We start from the raw sequence: 15,242 nt of genomic DNA, 5'->3' as shown, positions 1-15,242 counted from the left end.
GTCGGGGCGGGCCTCCGTGGCGGGGGAGTTCGTGAGGGTAGCCCGGCTCCATCGGGCCCGTATGTCGGGGCAAGCCTTTTTGGTTCCTTTTGTGGCGATTGACAAAAGTGACTCGCCCGAGGGGGCGAAACGAGAGACATCAACGCACTCGGTGCGGCGCGTTACACCGAGCCCAAACCCAAAAGTCTCTGGGTTCCCGCGTTCGCGGGAATGACGATTGGTAGAGAGACGCGTGGCCAAGGTTCTCGAGCAAGAACCAGGCGTCCCCCTCGATCCTACGAAAAGCTGGGGAAAAGCCCGACGGCCACCGCCCGCCAAGCCCCGCGGCTGGCCCGCGGGCCGCGGAAAGACTACAATTCAGGCCCGCATCCCCGCCGAGGTAGTAACCGATGTCCTTCGCCGACCAACTGGCCCGCCTGCAAGCCTTTCTCGATGCCGATGACCTGCACGAGGAAGCCTTGGACTATGTCGCGGCCCACGGCTACCTGACCGCCTTGGCGATCTGCCCCGACCAGGTGCCCGACCGCGAGTGGATCGACGCGCTCTTCGCCGAGCCGCCGCACTACCGCAGCGACGCCGAGCGCGAGGAAATCGAGGGCTCCCTGCTGCTGCTCAAGGCGCACATCACCCGCCAGCTGGCCAGCGACGAAGAGCTGGAGCTGCCCTGTGAGCCCTATCTGGGCGACGAGCCGGACGATTCCGATATCCGCGGCTGGTGCATCGGCTTCATGGAAGGCGTGTTCCTGCGCGAGGCCGTGTGGTTCGAGCAGGCCGAGGAAGAGGTCAGCGAGCTGCTGCTGCCGATCATGGTCGGTTCCGGGCTGTTCGACGAGCAGCCGGAGTTCGACGAGATCGCCCGCGACCGCCACTTGGTGGACGACATGGTCGCGCAGATCCCGGAACTGCTGACCAACCTGTTCCTGCTCTGCCAGGCCCCGGAAGAAAAACCGGCGCTGCTCAAGCCCCGCCAACACTGATCCGGCGCTATGGCAGCGCGGGAAATCCGCCATAGCCGCCACGCCTGGGTGCGCTACCTGCTGCTGGCCGTCGGCTGGCTCAGCGTGGCGCTCGGCGTGGCGGGGATCTTCCTGCCGCTGCTGCCCACCACGCCCTTCCTGCTGCTCGCCGCGGCCTGCTTCATGCGCAGCTCGCAGCGCTTCTACGACTGGCTGGTGAGCCACCCCAGGCTGGGCCCCTGGATCAGCGACTACCTCGAAGGCAACGGCATCCCGCTCAAGGGCAAGCTCTACACGGTGGGGCTGATGTGGATCAGCATCGGCTTCTCCTGCTACCTGGTCCCGCACCTCTGGGCCCGCGTGTTCATGCTGAGCAGCGCGGTGCTGGTCAGCCTGTACATCCTGCTGAAGGTGAAGACCCGCCGCATCTGAGGCTCAGGCCGGCAGCGGCTCCCCGCCGCCCTCCCCGTCCGGCCCCGGTGGCGCCGGCACGGCGACCACGCTGAAGCCGAAGGTGTTCACCCCCGCCTCGCTGCGCACGAAGACGTTGCCGCCGTGCATGCTCGCCACCGCCTTGACGATGGACAGGCCCAGGCCGTGGCTGCTCCGGCTGTTGGCCCGCGCCGCGTCGACGCGGTAGAAGCGCTCGAACAGCCGGGCGCGCTCCTCCTCGCCGATGGCCGCGCCGGGATTGCTCACCTCCACCCGCGCCGTACCGCCCTCGCCGCTCAGGCGCACCTCGATGCGCCCGCCCGGCGCGGTGTGCTGGGCAGCGTTGTACAGCAGGTTGGTCACCGCGCGCTGGAACAGGGCGCGCTCGACGCTGGCGCGGGCCTCGCCGTGCAGCGCCACGCTGACGCCCTGCTCGTCGAAGATCACCTCGAGGAAGTCCAGGGTGTTGCCCACTTCGGCGCGCAGCGAGGTCTCCACCCGCTCGGCGGCCAGGCTGCCCTGGTCGACGCGGGCGAGGAACAGCATGTCGTTGACGATGGCGCTCAGGCGCTCCAGCTCTTCCAGGTTGGACTGCAGCACCTCTTCGTAGTCGCCGGCGCTGCGCTCGCGGGACAGCGCCACCTGGCTCTGGCCGATCAGGTTGGCCAGGGGCGTGCGCAGTTCGTGGGCCACGTCGGCGTTGAACGATTCCAGGCGCAGGTAGGCCTGCTGCAGACGGTCCAGCGCCTCGTTGAAGGCCTGGGCCAGGGCCGACAGCTCGGCCGGCAGGCGCTCCGGGCGCAAGCGCTGGGACAGCTGCTTCGGGCTGATCTGCCGCGCCTCGTCGCTCAGCCGGTGCAGCGGCCGCAGACCGACGCGGGCGATCCAGTGACCGCACAGCGAGGCCAGGGCGATGCCCAGCGTCGACAGGCCGAACAGCGCCACCAGGGTGGCCTGGCGGGCGTGCTGGAAGGCCACGCTGTCGATGGCGGTGAGCAGCACCAGCGCCGGGCGCTCGCCGCTGGCCGGCAGGCGGCCGACGCGGGTGGACAGCGGCGAGCCGTGCTCCGGCAACTCCAGCTCGCCGTAGCCGCTGCCGGCGGCCAGCAGGCGGCGCACCGGCTCGCTGGCCTGGCCGTAACGCAGGTTCGCGTCGTCGCTGTCGATCCAGAAACGGATCAGCTCGTACTCCTGGCTCAGGGTGTTCAGCTTGCCCTGCAGGTGCGGCCAGCGCTGCACCAGGTCGGGCTTGTCGAGCATGCGCGCGACCATGTTGAAGCGGGTGTCCAGCTCAGAGCGCTGCAGGCGCTCGATCTGCCGGTCGAGCACGCAGTACAGCGCCGAGCCGATGAGCAGGAAGGCGCCCAGCGCGGCGATGGCGAACATGCCGGCCAGGCGGGCGGACAGCGACAGCCCCTTCATCCGCCACCCTCCTGGTCGGCGCGGCTCTCCAGCACGTAGCCCATGCCGCGGATGGTGTGCAGCAGCTTGGTCTCGAAGGGCCCGTCGAGCTTGGCGCGCAGGCGCTTGATGGCGACCTCGACGACGTTGGTGTCGGTGTCGAAGTTGATGTCCCAGACCAGCTCGGCGATGGCGGTCTTGGAAAGGATTTCGCCGCTGCGCTGGGCCAGCACGCAGAGCAGCGCGTATTCCTTGGCGGTCAGCTCCAGGCGCGTGGCGCCGCGGAACACGCGGCGGCTGACCAGGTCGATGGACAGGTCGGCGATGCGCATCTGGGTGGCGCTCTCCAGGTGCGCGCCGCGGCGCGTCAGGGCCTGCAGGCGGGCCACCAGCTCGAGGAAGGAGAACGGCTTGATCAGGTAGTCGTCGGCGCCCTCGCGCAGGCCGCGCACGCGGTCCTCCACGCGCTCGCGGGCGGTGAGCATGATCACCGGCGTCTGGCGCCGCTCGCGCAGGGCGCGCAGCACGCCGTAGCCGTCGATGCCGGGGAGCATCACGTCCAGCACTATCACGTCGTACTCGCCGTTGAGCGCCAGGTGCCGGCCGTCGATGCCGTCGGCCGCCACGTCCACGGTGAAGCCCTGCTCGCTGAGGCCGCGCTGCAGGTAGTCCGCGGTCTTGCTCTCGTCTTCGACTATCAGTACGCGCATGCCCGGCCTCCGTTCGCTGCGTGCGGCCATGCTACCCAGGCGCGCCTCACGCCGCACCTCCCAGCGCCAGCGGGGCCGGCTTGCGGTGGAACAGGCGGTCCAGCGCCAGGTACACCACCGGGGTGCTGAACAGCGTCAGCGCCTGGCTCACCAGCAGCCCGCCGACCACCGCCACGCCCAGCGGCTGGCGCAGCTCCGAGCCGGTGCCGAAGCCGATCATCAGCGGGATGGCGCCCAGCAGCGCGGCCAGGGTGGTCATCATGATCGGGCGGAAGCGCGCCAGGCACGCCTCGCGGATCGCCTCGGCAGGCGACAGGCCGCGCTGGCGCTGGGCGGCCAGGGCGAAGTCGACCATCAGGATGCCGTTCTTCTTGACGATGCCGATCAGCAGCACCAGGCCGATCAGCGCCATCACCGAGAACTCCAGGCCCCAGCCCCAGAGCAGGAAGACCGCGCCTATGCCCGCCGAGGGCAGCGTGGAAAGAATGGTCAAGGGGTGCACGAAGCTCTCGTAGAGCACGCCGAGGATCACGTACACGGCGAAGAGCGCGGCCAGGATCAGCAGCGGCTGGCTCGCCAGGGAACTCTGGAAGGCCCGCGCCGCACCCTGGAAGTCGCCGCCGATGCTGGCCGGCATGCCGATCTCCTGCTGCGCGCGCTGCACCAGGCGCACCGCTTCGCCCAGGGCCGTGCCCGGGGCCAGGTTGAAGGACAGGGTGGCCGCCGGGAACATGCCGTTGTGGTTGATCTGCAGCGGCCCGGAACGCGCCGGCGCGACCCGCGCCACCTCCGCCAGCGGGACCATCTCGCCGGTCAGCGGCGAGCGCAGGTGGAACCAGGCCAGGCTCTCGGCGCGGCCGCGCTGGCGGGCGTCCAGTTCGAGGATCACCTTGTACTGGTTGACCTCGGTCTGGATTTCGCCGACCTGGCGCTGGCCGAAAGCGTCGTACAGCGTCTGGCTGATGTCCTCGGCGCTCAGGCCGAAGCGCGCCGCGGCCACCCGGTCGATCTCCAGGGCGGTGACGCTGGCGCCCACCTGCAGGTCGTTGGACACGTCGGCCAGCCCCGGCTCCTGCTTCAGCCGCTCGGTCAGGCGCTGCGCCCACAACGCAAGCTCGGCGCTGTCGTTGCTGCGCAGGGCGTACTGGTACTGGGTGCGCACCGGGCCGGTGGCCAGGTTGATGTCCTGGGCCGAACGCAGGTACAGGACGATGCCGGGCACCTGGGCCAGCTGCGGGCGCAGGCGGTTGATGAATTCCTCCACCGAGACGTCGCGCTCGCCGCGGTCCTTGAGCACGATCCAGAAGCGCCCGTTGGCCAGGCTCTGGCTGCCGCCGGTGATGCCGATGGCGTGGTTGTAGCTCTGCACCGCCGGGTCGGCGGCGACGATCTCGGCCAGTTGGCGGTGCTTCTCGGCCATGTCGGCGTAGGCGATGTCCTCGGCGGCCTGGGTGGTGCCGAACACGAAGGCGGTGTCCTGCAGCGGGAAGAAGCCCTTGGGGATGCCCATGTAACCGGCCACCGCCACCACGATGCACAGGCCGAAGCTCGCCAGCACCGTGCGCTGGTGCCGCAGCGACCAGTCCAGGCCGCGGGCGTAGCGGGCCAGCAGCCACTCGGAAAGGCCACCGTGGCCGCCGTGCTTCGGCGCGCCCATGAAGCGCGAGGCGAGCATCGGCGCCACCGTCAGCGAAGCCAGCACCGACAGCAGGATGGCCGCGGTGACGCTGACGGCGAACTCGCGGAACAGCCGGCCGACGATGCCGCCCATGAACAGCAGCGGGATGAACGCGGCGATCAGCGAGAAGCTGATGGAGATGACCGTGAAGCCGATCTCCGCGGCGCCGTCCAGGGCCGCCTGCACGCGGTCCTTGCCCTGTTCCAGGTGGCGATGGATGTTCTCCACCACCACGATGGCGTCGTCGACGATGAAGCCCACGGCGATGATCAGCGCCACCAGGGTCAGGTTGTTCAGGGTGAAGCCCAGCAGGTACATGGCGGCGAAGCTGGCGCTCAGCGACACCGCCAGCACCGTGGCGACGATCAGCGTCGCCGACAGCTGGCGCAGGAACAGGCCCATCACCAGCACCACCAGGCCCATGGTCAGCAGCAGGGTCAGCTCCACCTCGTGCAGCGAGGCGCGGATGGTGCGGGTGCGGTCGTTGAGCACCTCCACCTCGACGCCTGCCGGGAGCATCTCGCGCAGGCGCGGCAGGGCCGCCTGGATGGCGTCCGCGGTCTCGACGATGTTCGCCCCCGGCTGGCGCAGGATCACCAGGGCCACGCCGGGGCGGCCTTCGGGCCAGGCCTGCACGTAGTCGTCCTCCGGCGCCCTGACCACCTGCGCCAGGTCGCGCAGGAACACCGGCGCGCCGGCGCGGTAGGCCACCACCAGGTCGTCGTACTCGGCGGGGCTGAACAACTGGTCGTTGGCCGCCAGGGTGGACACCCGGCCGTCGCCGAAGAGCGCGCCCTTGGCCTGGTTGACGCTCGCCGACTGCAGCGCCTGGCGCAGGTCGGCGAGGGTCAGGCGGTAGGCGGCGAGCTTCTCCGGCTGCGCCTGGATGCGGATGGCCGGGCGCTGCTGGCCGACCACGAAGATCTGCCCGACCCCGGCGACCTGGCTGAGCTGGCGCGCCAGCAGCACCTCGGCGTAGTCGCTCAGCTCGATCAGCGGCAGCAGCTCGGCATTCACCCGCAGGATCATGATCGGGCTGTCCGCCGGGTTGACCTTGCGCCAGGTGGGCAGGTTCGGCAGGTCCGCCGGCAGGCGCCCGGAGGCGGCGTTGATGGCGGCCTGGACCTCCTGGGCGGCGACGTCGATGTCCTTCTCCAGCTCGAACTGCAGGGTCAGGGTGGTGGAGCCCAGGGCGCTGCTGGAGGTCATCTCGGCGATGCCGGGGATGGCGCTGAACTGCACCTCCAGCGGCGTGGCCACGGCCGAGGCCATGGTCTGCGGGCTGCCGCCGGGCAGCTGGGCGCTGACCTGGATGGTCGGGAAGTCCACCTGCGGCAGCGGCGCCACGCCCAGGCGCAGGAAGGCCAGCAGGCCGAGCAGCAGCGAGGCGATGGTCAGCAGGCAGGTGGCGATGGGGTGGCGCACGCACCAGCCGGACATGCCGGCGCGCACGTTCATGGCCGGCTCCGGCGCAGGGCCAGGGCCGGCGCCTCGCCCAGCACCTCGACGCGGGCGCCGGGCGCCAGCCGCGAGTGGCCGTCGAGCACCACCGCCTCGCCGGCCTCCAGGCCTTCCACCAGGCTGCGCCCGTCCACTTCCTGCAGCACCCGCACCGGCGCCACCTCGGCCTTGCCGTCCACCACCCGGTAGACGAAGGCGCCTTCCAGGCCGCGGCGCACGGCGCGGCTGTCCAGCAGCAGGCCGTCGCGCAGCACGCCGGTGCGCAGCTCCATGGCGACGAACTGGCCGGGCCAGAGCCTGCCCTCGGGGTTGTCGAACACCGCGCGCACACGGATGGTGCCGGTGCTGCTGGCCACCTGGTTGTCGATGCTGCGCAGGCGGCCCTCGCCGAGCAGCTGGCCGCCATCGCGGCTGTAGGCGCTGACCGGGGTGTCGCCGCCGAGCAGCGGCTGCAGGCGCGGCAGGCTTTCCTGGGGCAGCGCGAAGACCACCGAGATGGGCGCGATCTGCGTCACGCTGAACAGGCTGCTGTCGTCGTTGGTGCGCAGCAGGTTGCCGACGTCGACGTTGCGGATGCCCACGCGGCCGGCCACCGGCGAGGTGATGCGGGTGTAGGACAGGCGCACGCGCTCGGCGTCGATGGTCGCCTGGTTGGCCCGCAGGGTGGCGCGCAGCTGGGCGGCCTGGGCCTCCTGCTGCTCGAGTATCTGCCGGGAGATGGAGCCGCGCTCGATCAGCGTGCGGTAGCGCTGCAGGTCCTGCTCGACGATGCGCAGCTGCGCCTGGTTGCTCTGCCGGGTGGCCTCGGCCTGCTCCAGGGCGGCGGCGATGGCGCGGTCGTCGATGGTCGCCAGCAACTGGCCACGCTCGACCAGTTGCCCCTCCTCCACCAGCAGGGCGGTCAGCTGGCCCTCGACCTGGGGCCGCAGCAGCACGCTGTGCAGCGAGGTGACGGTGCCGATGCCGGCGAGGTTCTGCGCCAGGTCCTCGCGCACCACCCGCACCAGGGTCACCGGCACCCCGGGCGCCGCGGCGGCCGCCCGCGGCTCGTCCTGGCGCGCGCCGAGCCCCCAGGCCAGGGCGCCCGCCAGCACCACCCCGAGCAGCCCAGCCGCCATCCCTATCCGCCTGCCTTGCGCCTGCATGCCGCCCTCCTCGTCGCCGCGGCCCGGCGGACCGCATCCTGCGTTTATAGGCCAGGCCGCGGGACCCCACCCTGACCCGAAGATGACAATGCTGACAGTTTCGCCGCCATCGACAGCCGCCACCCAGCGCCTAGACTTCACTCATTCCCCCTGGAGCCCCGGCGATGCGGCCACTGCAAGGAGCCCTCCGGCTGTTCGTCCGCCCGTCCGGGGCCGGCCTGGCGCTGCTCCTCGTCCTGGCCCTGGGCCTCCAGGCGCAGTGGGACTTCGACGCCATCCTGCGCAAGGCCGAGCAGCGCTGGGGCGACCTGGGCCCGGCGCGCCAGCGCATCCGCGACTGGGGCGAGCTGCTGCAGCGCAGCCAGGGCCTGGACGAGGCCGGCAAGCTCAAGGCCGCCAACGACTTCTTCAACGCCAGCCTGGCCTTCCGCGACGACCGCAGCGTGTGGGGCCAGGAAGACTACTGGGCGACGCCCGTCGAGGCGCTGTACAAGGGCGCCGGCGACTGCGAGGACTACGCCATCGCCAAGTACGTCACCCTGCGCCAGCTCGGCATCCCCGGCGAGCGGCTGCGCATCACCTACGTCAAGGCGCTGCGCCTGAACCAGGCGCACATGGTGCTGACCTGGTACGCCAGAGCCGACGCCGAGCCGCTGGTGCTCGACAACCTCATCCCGCAGATCCGCCCCGCCTCGCAGCGCCAGGACCTGCTCCCGGTCTACGCCTTCAACGCCGAGGGGCTGTGGTTGCCCGGCCCCGGCGGCGGCAAGCGCAGCGGCAGCAGCAAGCAGCTGTCGCGCTGGCAGGACCTGTTGACCAAGATGCGCGGCGAGGGGCTGGTCCTCGACGAGACGCGCTAGGAGGCATGCATGTCGCTACTCAAGCAACTCTTCCTGGCCATCTGCCTGTTCCTGGTGGTGGCCTTCGCCGGCAGCTTCGCCACCAGCCTGGAGAGTTCCCGCGAGCAGCTGATCAGCCAGTTGCGCTCCCACGCCCAGGACGCCGCCACCGCCCTGGGGCTGTCGCTGACGCCCCACGTCGACGACCCGGCGATGATCGAGCTGATGGTCAGCTCCATCTTCGACAGCGGCTACTTCGCCAGCATCCGCGTGGTGCGCATCGCCGACGGCCAGGTGCTGGTGGAACGCAAGGCCGCCCCCGGCAACGGCGAGGTGCCTGGCTGGTTCGCCCGCCTGGTGGACCTCAAGGCCGAGGGCGGCGACGCCCTGATCATGCGCGGCTGGGAACAGGCGGCGCGGGTCGAGGTGGTCAGCCACCCGCAATTCGCCCTGGCGCGGCTGTGGGACGGCGCCCTGGGCAGCCTGGCCTGGCTGCTCGGCTGCGGGGTGGTCAGCGCCCTGCTCGGCGGCTGGCTGCTGCGCGCCCAGCTGCGCCCGCTGGACCAGATGGTGCAGCAGGCCCGGGCCATCACCCGCCGCGAATTCCTCACCCTGCCCCGCGAGCCGCGCACCCCGGAGCTGCGCCGGGTGGTGCAGGCGATGAACCAGATGGTCGAGAAGCTCAAGGCGCTGTTCGCCGAGGAAGCCTCGCGCAGCGAGAAACTGCGCGAGGAGGCCTACCAGGACAGCCTCTCAGGCCTGGCCAACCGCCGGCTGTTCGACGCCCGCCTGGAAGCCCAGCTGACACCCGGCGAGCAGAGCGCCGCCGGCTACCTGCTGCTGCTGCGCCTGAACGACCTGGCCGGGCTCAACCAGCGCCTGGGCGGCCAGCGCACCGATGCGCTGATCCGCGAAGTGGCCGGCCTGCTGCAGGGCGCCCAGGCCCAGCACGGCAAGCCCGACTGGCTGGCCGCGCGCAGCCGCGGCGGCGAGTTCACCCTGCTCGCCCCGGGGCTGGACGGCAGCGGCGCCGAGCGCCTGGCCGAAGCCTTGAGCGACCAGCTGGAAAGCCTCCAGCGCACCGGCGCCAGCGACGTCCAGCCAGTGGCGCACCTGGGCCTGGCGGCCTTCCGCCCGGGCGAGGCGGCGGCCGGCGTCCTGGCCCGCGCCGACCAGGCCCTGGCCAGCGCCCAGGCCAGCGCCGAACGGCCGTGGCAGCGCCTAGACGAATCCAGCGGCCAGCCGGCCCAGGACAGCCACGCCTGGCACGCCTGGATCGACAGCGCGCTGCAGAAGAGCCAACTGCAACTGTGGTTCCAGCCGGTGCGCGGCTGCGCCGACGGCGCCCTGCTGCAGCGCAAGCTGCTGGCGCGGCTGCTCGACCCGCAGGGCCAGGCGGTGGCCGCCGGGCAGTTCCTGCCCTGGGTGGAGCGCTTCGGCTGGGCGGCGCGCCTGGACCAGGCCATGCTCGAACACGCCCTGGCCCACCTGGCGAGGCACCCCGAGCCCCTGGCCCTGAGCCTGTCGGCCGCCAGCGTGCGCGAGCCCCGGGCGCTGCGGCAACTGCTCGATGCCATCAAGGCCAACCCGCAACAGGCCGCCCTGCTGACCCTGGAGCTGGACGAACGCTACCTGCCGCCGCCGGCCGAGCTGGAGCAGCTCGGCCAGGCCGTGCGCGAAACCGGCGCGAGCCTCGGCCTGCAGCACTTCGGCGGGCGCTTCAGCCTGATCGGCAACCTCACCCACCTGGGCCTGGCCTACCTCAAGCTCGACGGCAGCTACATCCGCGCCATCGACCAGGACCAGGCCAAGCGCCTGTTCATCGAGGCGGTGTTCCGCGCCACCAACAGCATCGACCTGCCGCTGATCGCGGAGATGGTGGAGAGCGAGGGGGAACTGCGGGTACTGCGCGAGATGGGGATCAAGGGGGCCATGGGCCGCCTGATCGGCGCGCCGGCGCCGTGGGGGGAAGAGGGCTAGGGCGAAATCGCGGACGGCGTCCGCGCCGGGGAGAGTTGTGGTTCCGTAGGATGGTGTTGAGCGAAGCGATACCCATCGCCACGACCGCATGGGTTTCGCCAAGGCTCAACCCATCCTACGAAGAGCGCTTCGGGGCAGTCGGAAACCATGCCACCCGCCCCGTAGGAGCGGATTCATCTGCGATTTCGCAATGGGGCCCGGCCTATCGCGGACAGAGTCCGCTCCTACGGGTGGCCCATACACCGTGCCTTTGTAGGAGCGCGCCCTGCGCGCGAAATCGCAGGCAGGGCCTGCTCCTACAGGTTCGCATTCCACCTGTAGGAGAACTCCGTCCGCGATCGGCTCCGCCGGCCGCGCAGGGCCCTCAGAACAACCGCTCGTCTTCCTCTTCCACCAGGGCGCCCAGCCCATCCAGCCCGGCGCGGGTGGTGGCGCGGTCCTCCAGCTTGCGCCGGGCCGCCTCGGGCAGGTCGGTGTAGCGGATCAGCCCGCGGCTCACCAGCACGCCCACCAGGTCCTCGATCACCCGCACCAGCTCCAGGTCCGAGCGCTGCAGGGACTGCAGGCGCGCGTCCAGCGCCCCGCTCAGCCAGCCCAGCACCTCGGGGTCGTCGGCCGGCACGCCCTGGCCGCCGGCGAAGGGTTCGCGTTCGACCCGCACCAGGCGGCCGTTCTCATCGCGTTGCACGTAGACCATCGCCGCCTCGCCTCCTTCACTTGTCCTTCCTGTACGCCGCCTCCAGCGCATCGTTGAGAGTGCGCAGCACCTTGACCCGGGCGAAGCGCTTGTCGTTGGCCTCGATCAGGGTCCAGGGCGCGATCTCGGTGCTGGTGCGGTCCACCATGTCGCCCACCGCGTCGACGTACTGGTCCCACTTGTCGCGGTTGCGCCAGTCTTCCTCGGTGATCTTGTAGCGCTTGAAGGGAATGCTCTCGCGCTCCTTGAAACGCTGGTACTGGGTGTCCTTGTCGATGGCCAGCCAGAACTTCACCACCACTATGCCGAACTCCACCAGTTGCTCCTCGAAGTCGTTGATCTCCGAGTAGGCACGCAGCCAATCAGCCGGCGGGCAGAAGCCCTCGACGCGCTCCACCAGCACCCGGCCGTACCAGGAACGGTCGAAGATGGTGAACTGCCGGCGCGCCGGCATGTGCCGCCAGAAGCGCCACAGGTACGGCTGGGCGCGTTCTTCCTCGGTGGGCGCGGCGATGGGCACGATGTGGTACTGGCGCGGGTCCAGGGCGTCGGTGACGCGGCGGATGGCGCCGCCCTTGCCGGCGGCGTCGTTGCCCTCGAACACGGCGATCAGCGAATGCTGGCGGAAGCGCTTGTCGCGGATCAGCGTGGCCAGGCGCGCCTGCTCCTGGGCCAGCTGGGTCTTGTACTGGTCCTTGCTCAACGCCAGGCTCAGGTCGAGGCTGTCGAGCAGGCCGCGGTTGTCCAGGCTGGCCACCAGCGGCGCGGCGTGGGGCTGGCGGCGGGGCCGGTCCTTGACGTCGAGCGCCGCCTGCAGGCCTTCGAGGATGGTGCGGCCGATGGTCAGGCTGCGGTAGCGCTCGTCCACGCCCTCGACTACGTACCAGGGCGCGTAGTCGCGGCTGGTGCGGCGCAGCACGCGCTCGCCGTAGCGCACGAACTTGTCGTAGACCTCGCTCTGCTGCCAGTCGATCTCGCTCAGCTGCCAGGAACGCTGCGGGTCCTTCTCCAGGGTCTTCAGGCGCTCCTTGAGCTGCTTCTTCGACAGGTGGAACCAGAACTTGAAGATCAGCGCGCCCTCGTCGCAGAGCATGCGCTCGAAACGCTCGGCGGCGTCGATGGCCACGTCCAGGCGGCTGTCCTTGATGTCGCCGTTGACCCGCGCGTGGAGCATCTGGCTGTACCAGTTGCCGAAGAAGATCGCGGTGCGCCCCTTGGGCGGCAGGCGCCGCCAGAAGCGCCATTGTGGCGGGCGCGCGAGTTCCTCGTCGGTGGGCCAGAGGAAACTGTCCACCTGGATCAGCCGCGGGTCCATCCACTCGTTGAGCAGCTTGACCGTCTCGCCCTTGCCGGCCCCCTCGATGCCGTTGATCAGGATGATCACCGGGAACCGCGCCTGCCGCTTGAGCTCGTACTGGGCCTCCAGCAAGGCTTCGCGCAGCTCCGTGACTTCCCTCTCGTAGGTTTCCTTGTCGATGGAATGGCCGATCTCGGCGGATTCGAACATGCACTGCCTCCTGACTGCGGGTTGCATTGAAGGTAGCGGATGTGACGCAGACTGTCTGCGCGGGGGATCGGCTAAAATGCGCGCTTCGCTTTACTGCCGGTACGCCCATGCCCGATATCCACAGCGCCCAGCTCGACTGGGACGACAACGGCCAGCCCCTGTCGCGCGCCTACGGCGACGTGTACTTCTCCCGTGCCTCGGGCCTGGCGGAAACCCACCACGTGTTCCTCGACGGCAACCAGTTGCCGCGGCGCTTCGCCGCACTGCCGGCGGGCGGGCGCCTGTGCATCGGCGAGACCGGCTTCGGCACCGGCCTGAACTTCCTCTGCGCCTGGCGCCAGTTCGAGGCCCTGGCCCCGGCGGACGCGCGCCTGCATTTCGTCAGCGTGGAGAAGTACCCGCTGCGCCGCGACGACCTGGTGCGCGCCCTGGCCCTGTGGGACGAACTGCGGCCCTGGAGCGAGCAGCTGCTGGCGCAGTACCACGCCATCCACCCCGGCTTCCAGCGCCTGGTGTTCGCCGGTGGGCGCGTAGTGCTCACCCTGCTGGTAGGCGACGTGCTGGAAACCCTGCCGGAGCTGGACGCGCGCATCGACGCCTGGTTCCTCGACGGTTTCTCCCCGGCGAAGAACCCGGAGATGTGGACCGAGCCGCTGTTCGCCGAACTGGCGCGGCTGGCCGCCCCCGGCGCGACGCTCGCCACCTTCACCAGTGCAGGATTCGTGCGCCGCGGGCTGATCGCCGCCGGCTTCGCCATGCAGCGGGTCAAGGGCTTCGGGCAGAAGCGCGAGATGCTGGCGGGCCAGTTCCAGAGCCAACCGCAGGACGCCGCCAGACCCTGGTACGCGCGCCCGCCGGCGCCCGCGGGCGAGCGCCGTGCATTGGTGGTCGGCGGCGGCCTGGCCGGCTGCGCCACGGCCGCCAGCCTGGCCGCGCGCGGCTGGAAGGTGAGCCTGGTGGAACGCCATGGCGAGCTGGCCGCGGAAGCCTCGGGCAACCCCCAGGGCGTGCTCTACCTCAAGCTCTCGGCCCACGGCACGGCGCTGTCGCGCCTAGTGCTGGCCGGTTTCGGCCATACCCGCCGGCTGCTGGAACGCCTACGGCGCGGCACCGACTGGGACGCCTGCGGCGTGCTGCAGCTGGCCTTCGACGAGGCCGAGGGCAAGCGCCAGGCGAAGCTGGCCGAAGCCTTCCCCGAAGACCTGCTGCAAGCCCTGTCGAAGGAAGAAGCCGAGGCCCGCGCGGGCATCGCCCTGCCGGCTGGCGGGCTGTTCTTCCCCGAAGCCGGCTGGGCGCATCCACCGGCGCTGTGCCGGGCCCTGGCCGAACACCCGGACATCGAGCTGCTGAGCGGCCATGAGGTGCGCCTGGAGCGCGAAGACGGGCAGTGGCATGCCTGCAGTGGCGAGCGGCGCCTGGCCAGCGCGCCGGTCGCCATCCTCGCCACCGCCGCCGAGGTGCGCGCCTTCCCCGGCGCGGCCAGCCTGCCGCTCAAGCGCATCCGCGGGCAGATCAGCCGCCTGCCGGCCACCACCGACAGCGCGGCGCTGCGCACCGTGGTCTGCGCCGAGGGCTACGTCGCCCCGCCGCGCCTGGGCGAACACACCCTGGGCGCCAGCTTCGACTTCCACAGCGACGACCTGCAGCCCACCGTCGCCGAGCACCAGGGCAACCTCGACCTGCTGCGGGAAATCTCCCCGGACCTGCAGCAGCGCCTGGGCCCGCAGGACCCGGCGGCCCTCGAAGGCCGCGCCGCGTTCCGCTGCACCACCCCGGACTACCTGCCGCTGATCGGCCCGCTGGCCGCGCGCGAAGCCTTCGCCGAAGCCTACGCCGTGCTGGCCAAGGATGCCCGCCAGGTGCCGGATACCCCCTGCCCCTGGCTCGACGGCCTGTACCTGAACAGCGCCCACGGCTCCCGCGGGCTGATCAGCGCGCCGCTGTCCGGCGAACTGCTGGCGGCCTGGCTGGACGACGAGCCGCTGCCCCTGCCCCGTGCCGTGGCCGAGGCCTGCCATCCCAACCGCTTCTTCCTGCGCGAGCTGGTGCGCGGCCAGAAGTCCTGATCACCCCGCGCCACCGGACCACCGGAGCCCCGAGCCAGATGGACACCCTGCTCTTCGAATCCACCGCCATCGGCCTGATCCTCGGCCTGCTGCTGGGCCTCACCGGCGCCGGCGGCTCGCTGGTGGCGCTGCCGCTGCTGCTGAGCCTGCACCTGCCGCTGCACGACGCCATCGGCGTGAGCCTGGGCGCGGTGGCGCTGTCCGCCCTGATCGGCGCCATCCCCCGCGCACGCCAGGGCCAGGTGGCCTGGCGCCCGCTGCTCTGGCTGACCCTCACCGGCTGGCCGGGCAACGCCCTGGGCCAGTGGCTCGGCCGCTTCATCCCCGACGCGGTGCTGATCCTCGGCTTCTGCGCCCTGGTGCTGTGGTC

12 protein-coding genes are annotated in these 15,242 nt (G+C 70.9%); 6 read left to right on the top strand and 6 right to left on the bottom strand.

Translation table 11 applies throughout. The features are described 5' to 3' along the window. The first annotated feature begins 389 nt into the window (after nucleotides 1–389). Both DK254_RS09705 and DK254_RS09700 read left to right on the top strand, forming a co-directional pair. A complete protein-coding gene (locus tag DK254_RS09705; RefSeq protein WP_089393041.1) occupies nucleotides 390–977 on the top strand; it encodes a YecA family protein in 588 nt (195 codons plus the stop codon). A 9-nt stretch (nucleotides 978–986) separates the two neighbouring features. Further along, nucleotides 987–1,388: a YbaN family protein gene (locus DK254_RS09700; protein WP_109933610.1), complete on the top strand. Its 402-nt coding sequence runs from the start codon at nucleotides 987–989 to the stop codon at nucleotides 1,386–1,388. Nucleotides 1,389–1,391: 3 nt separating this feature from the next. Here DK254_RS09700 and DK254_RS09695 read toward each other — a convergent pair whose 3' ends face one another. Genes DK254_RS09695 through DK254_RS09680 form a run of 4 tightly spaced genes read right to left on the bottom strand, consistent with a single transcriptional unit; the run spans nucleotide 1,392 to nucleotide 7,756 of the window. After that, nucleotides 1,392–2,810 carry a heavy metal sensor histidine kinase gene (locus DK254_RS09695; RefSeq protein WP_109933609.1) on the bottom strand — a complete coding sequence of 473 codons (1,419 nt, stop codon included), beginning with the start codon at nucleotides 2,808–2,810 and terminating at the stop codon, nucleotides 1,392–1,394. Beyond that, entirely contained in the window at nucleotides 2,807–3,499 is a 693-nt protein-coding gene (locus tag DK254_RS09690) for a heavy metal response regulator transcription factor (RefSeq protein WP_109933608.1), read from the bottom strand. Before DK254_RS09690 ends, DK254_RS09695 begins: the two co-directional genes overlap by 4 nt. A 46-nt stretch (nucleotides 3,500–3,545) precedes the next feature. Beyond that, on the bottom strand, nucleotides 3,546–6,635 hold the full coding sequence (locus tag DK254_RS09685) for a multidrug efflux RND transporter permease subunit (protein ID WP_109933607.1): 3,090 nt from the start codon (nucleotides 6,633–6,635) through the stop codon (nucleotides 3,546–3,548). After that, complete coding sequence (locus DK254_RS09680; RefSeq protein ID WP_256595840.1) at nucleotides 6,632–7,756, bottom strand: efflux RND transporter periplasmic adaptor subunit; 1,125 nt, start codon at nucleotides 7,754–7,756, stop codon at nucleotides 6,632–6,634. Before DK254_RS09680 ends, DK254_RS09685 begins: the two co-directional genes overlap by 4 nt. A gap of 191 nt (nucleotides 7,757–7,947) precedes the next feature. Here DK254_RS09680 and lapG point away from each other — a divergent pair, with 191 nt between their 5' ends. After that, nucleotides 7,948–8,643: a cysteine protease LapG gene (gene lapG, locus DK254_RS09675; protein WP_109933605.1), complete on the top strand. Its 696-nt coding sequence runs from the start codon at nucleotides 7,948–7,950 to the stop codon at nucleotides 8,641–8,643. Nucleotides 8,644–8,652: 9 nt separating this feature from the next. Then, entirely contained in the window at nucleotides 8,653–10,602 is a 1,950-nt protein-coding gene (gene lapD, locus DK254_RS09670; protein ID WP_109933604.1) for a cyclic di-GMP receptor LapD, read from the top strand. Between the two features lie 364 nt (nucleotides 10,603–10,966). Here the strand turns inward: lapD and DK254_RS09665 are convergent, their stop codons facing one another. Beyond that, nucleotides 10,967–11,299, bottom strand: a complete 333-nt coding sequence (locus tag DK254_RS09665; protein ID WP_109933603.1) for a tryptophan synthase subunit beta — start codon at nucleotides 11,297–11,299, stop codon at nucleotides 10,967–10,969. A 16-nt stretch (nucleotides 11,300–11,315) separates the two neighbouring features. Then, nucleotides 11,316–12,806, bottom strand: a complete 1,491-nt coding sequence (gene pap / locus DK254_RS09660) for a polyphosphate:AMP phosphotransferase (RefSeq protein ID WP_109933602.1) — start codon at nucleotides 12,804–12,806, stop codon at nucleotides 11,316–11,318. 107 nt (nucleotides 12,807–12,913) lie between these two features. Here pap and mnmC point away from each other — a divergent pair, with 107 nt between their 5' ends. Both mnmC and DK254_RS09650 read left to right on the top strand, forming a co-directional pair. Beyond that, a complete protein-coding gene (mnmC, locus tag DK254_RS09655; RefSeq protein WP_109933601.1) occupies nucleotides 12,914–14,872 on the top strand; it encodes a bifunctional tRNA (5-methylaminomethyl-2-thiouridine)(34)-methyltransferase MnmD/FAD-dependent 5-carboxymethylaminomethyl-2-thiouridine(34) oxidoreductase MnmC in 1,959 nt (652 codons plus the stop codon). A 38-nt stretch (nucleotides 14,873–14,910) separates the two neighbouring features. After that, nucleotides 14,911–15,242: TSUP family transporter (locus DK254_RS09650; RefSeq protein WP_146219592.1), on the top strand; the 332-nt coding region annotated here is incomplete at its 3' end.

The sequence above is a fragment of the Pseudomonas sp. RW407 genome (genome assembly GCF_003176655.1).
Classification (GTDB): Bacteria; Pseudomonadota; Gammaproteobacteria; order Pseudomonadales; family Pseudomonadaceae; genus Pseudomonas; species Pseudomonas delhiensis.
This window is presented reverse-complemented; position numbering and strand designations above follow the sequence as displayed.

What these genes read in the sequence shown, in the direction of transcription:
- mnmC (WP_109933601.1), top strand. Translation starts at nt 12,914, where the DNA reads ATGCCCGATATCCACAGCGCCCAGCTCGACTGGGACGACAACGGCCAG.
- DK254_RS09685 (WP_109933607.1), bottom strand. Translation starts at nt 6,635, where the DNA reads ATGAACGTGCGCGCCGGCATGTCCGGCTGGTGCGTGCGCCACCCCATC.
- DK254_RS09690 (WP_109933608.1), bottom strand. Translation starts at nt 3,499, where the DNA reads ATGCGCGTACTGATAGTCGAAGACGAGAGCAAGACCGCGGACTACCTG.
- pap (WP_109933602.1), bottom strand. Translation starts at nt 12,806, where the DNA reads ATGTTCGAATCCGCCGAGATCGGCCATTCCATCGACAAGGAAACCTAC.
- DK254_RS09665 (WP_109933603.1), bottom strand. Translation starts at nt 11,299, where the DNA reads ATGGTCTACGTGCAACGCGATGAGAACGGCCGCCTGGTGCGGGTCGAA.
- DK254_RS09700 (WP_109933610.1), top strand. Translation starts at nt 987, where the DNA reads ATGGCAGCGCGGGAAATCCGCCATAGCCGCCACGCCTGGGTGCGCTAC.
- lapD (WP_109933604.1), top strand. Translation starts at nt 8,653, where the DNA reads ATGTCGCTACTCAAGCAACTCTTCCTGGCCATCTGCCTGTTCCTGGTG.
- lapG (WP_109933605.1), top strand. Translation starts at nt 7,948, where the DNA reads ATGCGGCCACTGCAAGGAGCCCTCCGGCTGTTCGTCCGCCCGTCCGGG.
- DK254_RS09695 (WP_109933609.1), bottom strand. Translation starts at nt 2,810, where the DNA reads ATGAAGGGGCTGTCGCTGTCCGCCCGCCTGGCCGGCATGTTCGCCATC.
- DK254_RS09680 (WP_256595840.1), bottom strand. Translation starts at nt 7,756, where the DNA reads ATGGCGGCTGGGCTGCTCGGGGTGGTGCTGGCGGGCGCCCTGGCCTGG.
- DK254_RS09705 (WP_089393041.1), top strand. Translation starts at nt 390, where the DNA reads ATGTCCTTCGCCGACCAACTGGCCCGCCTGCAAGCCTTTCTCGATGCC.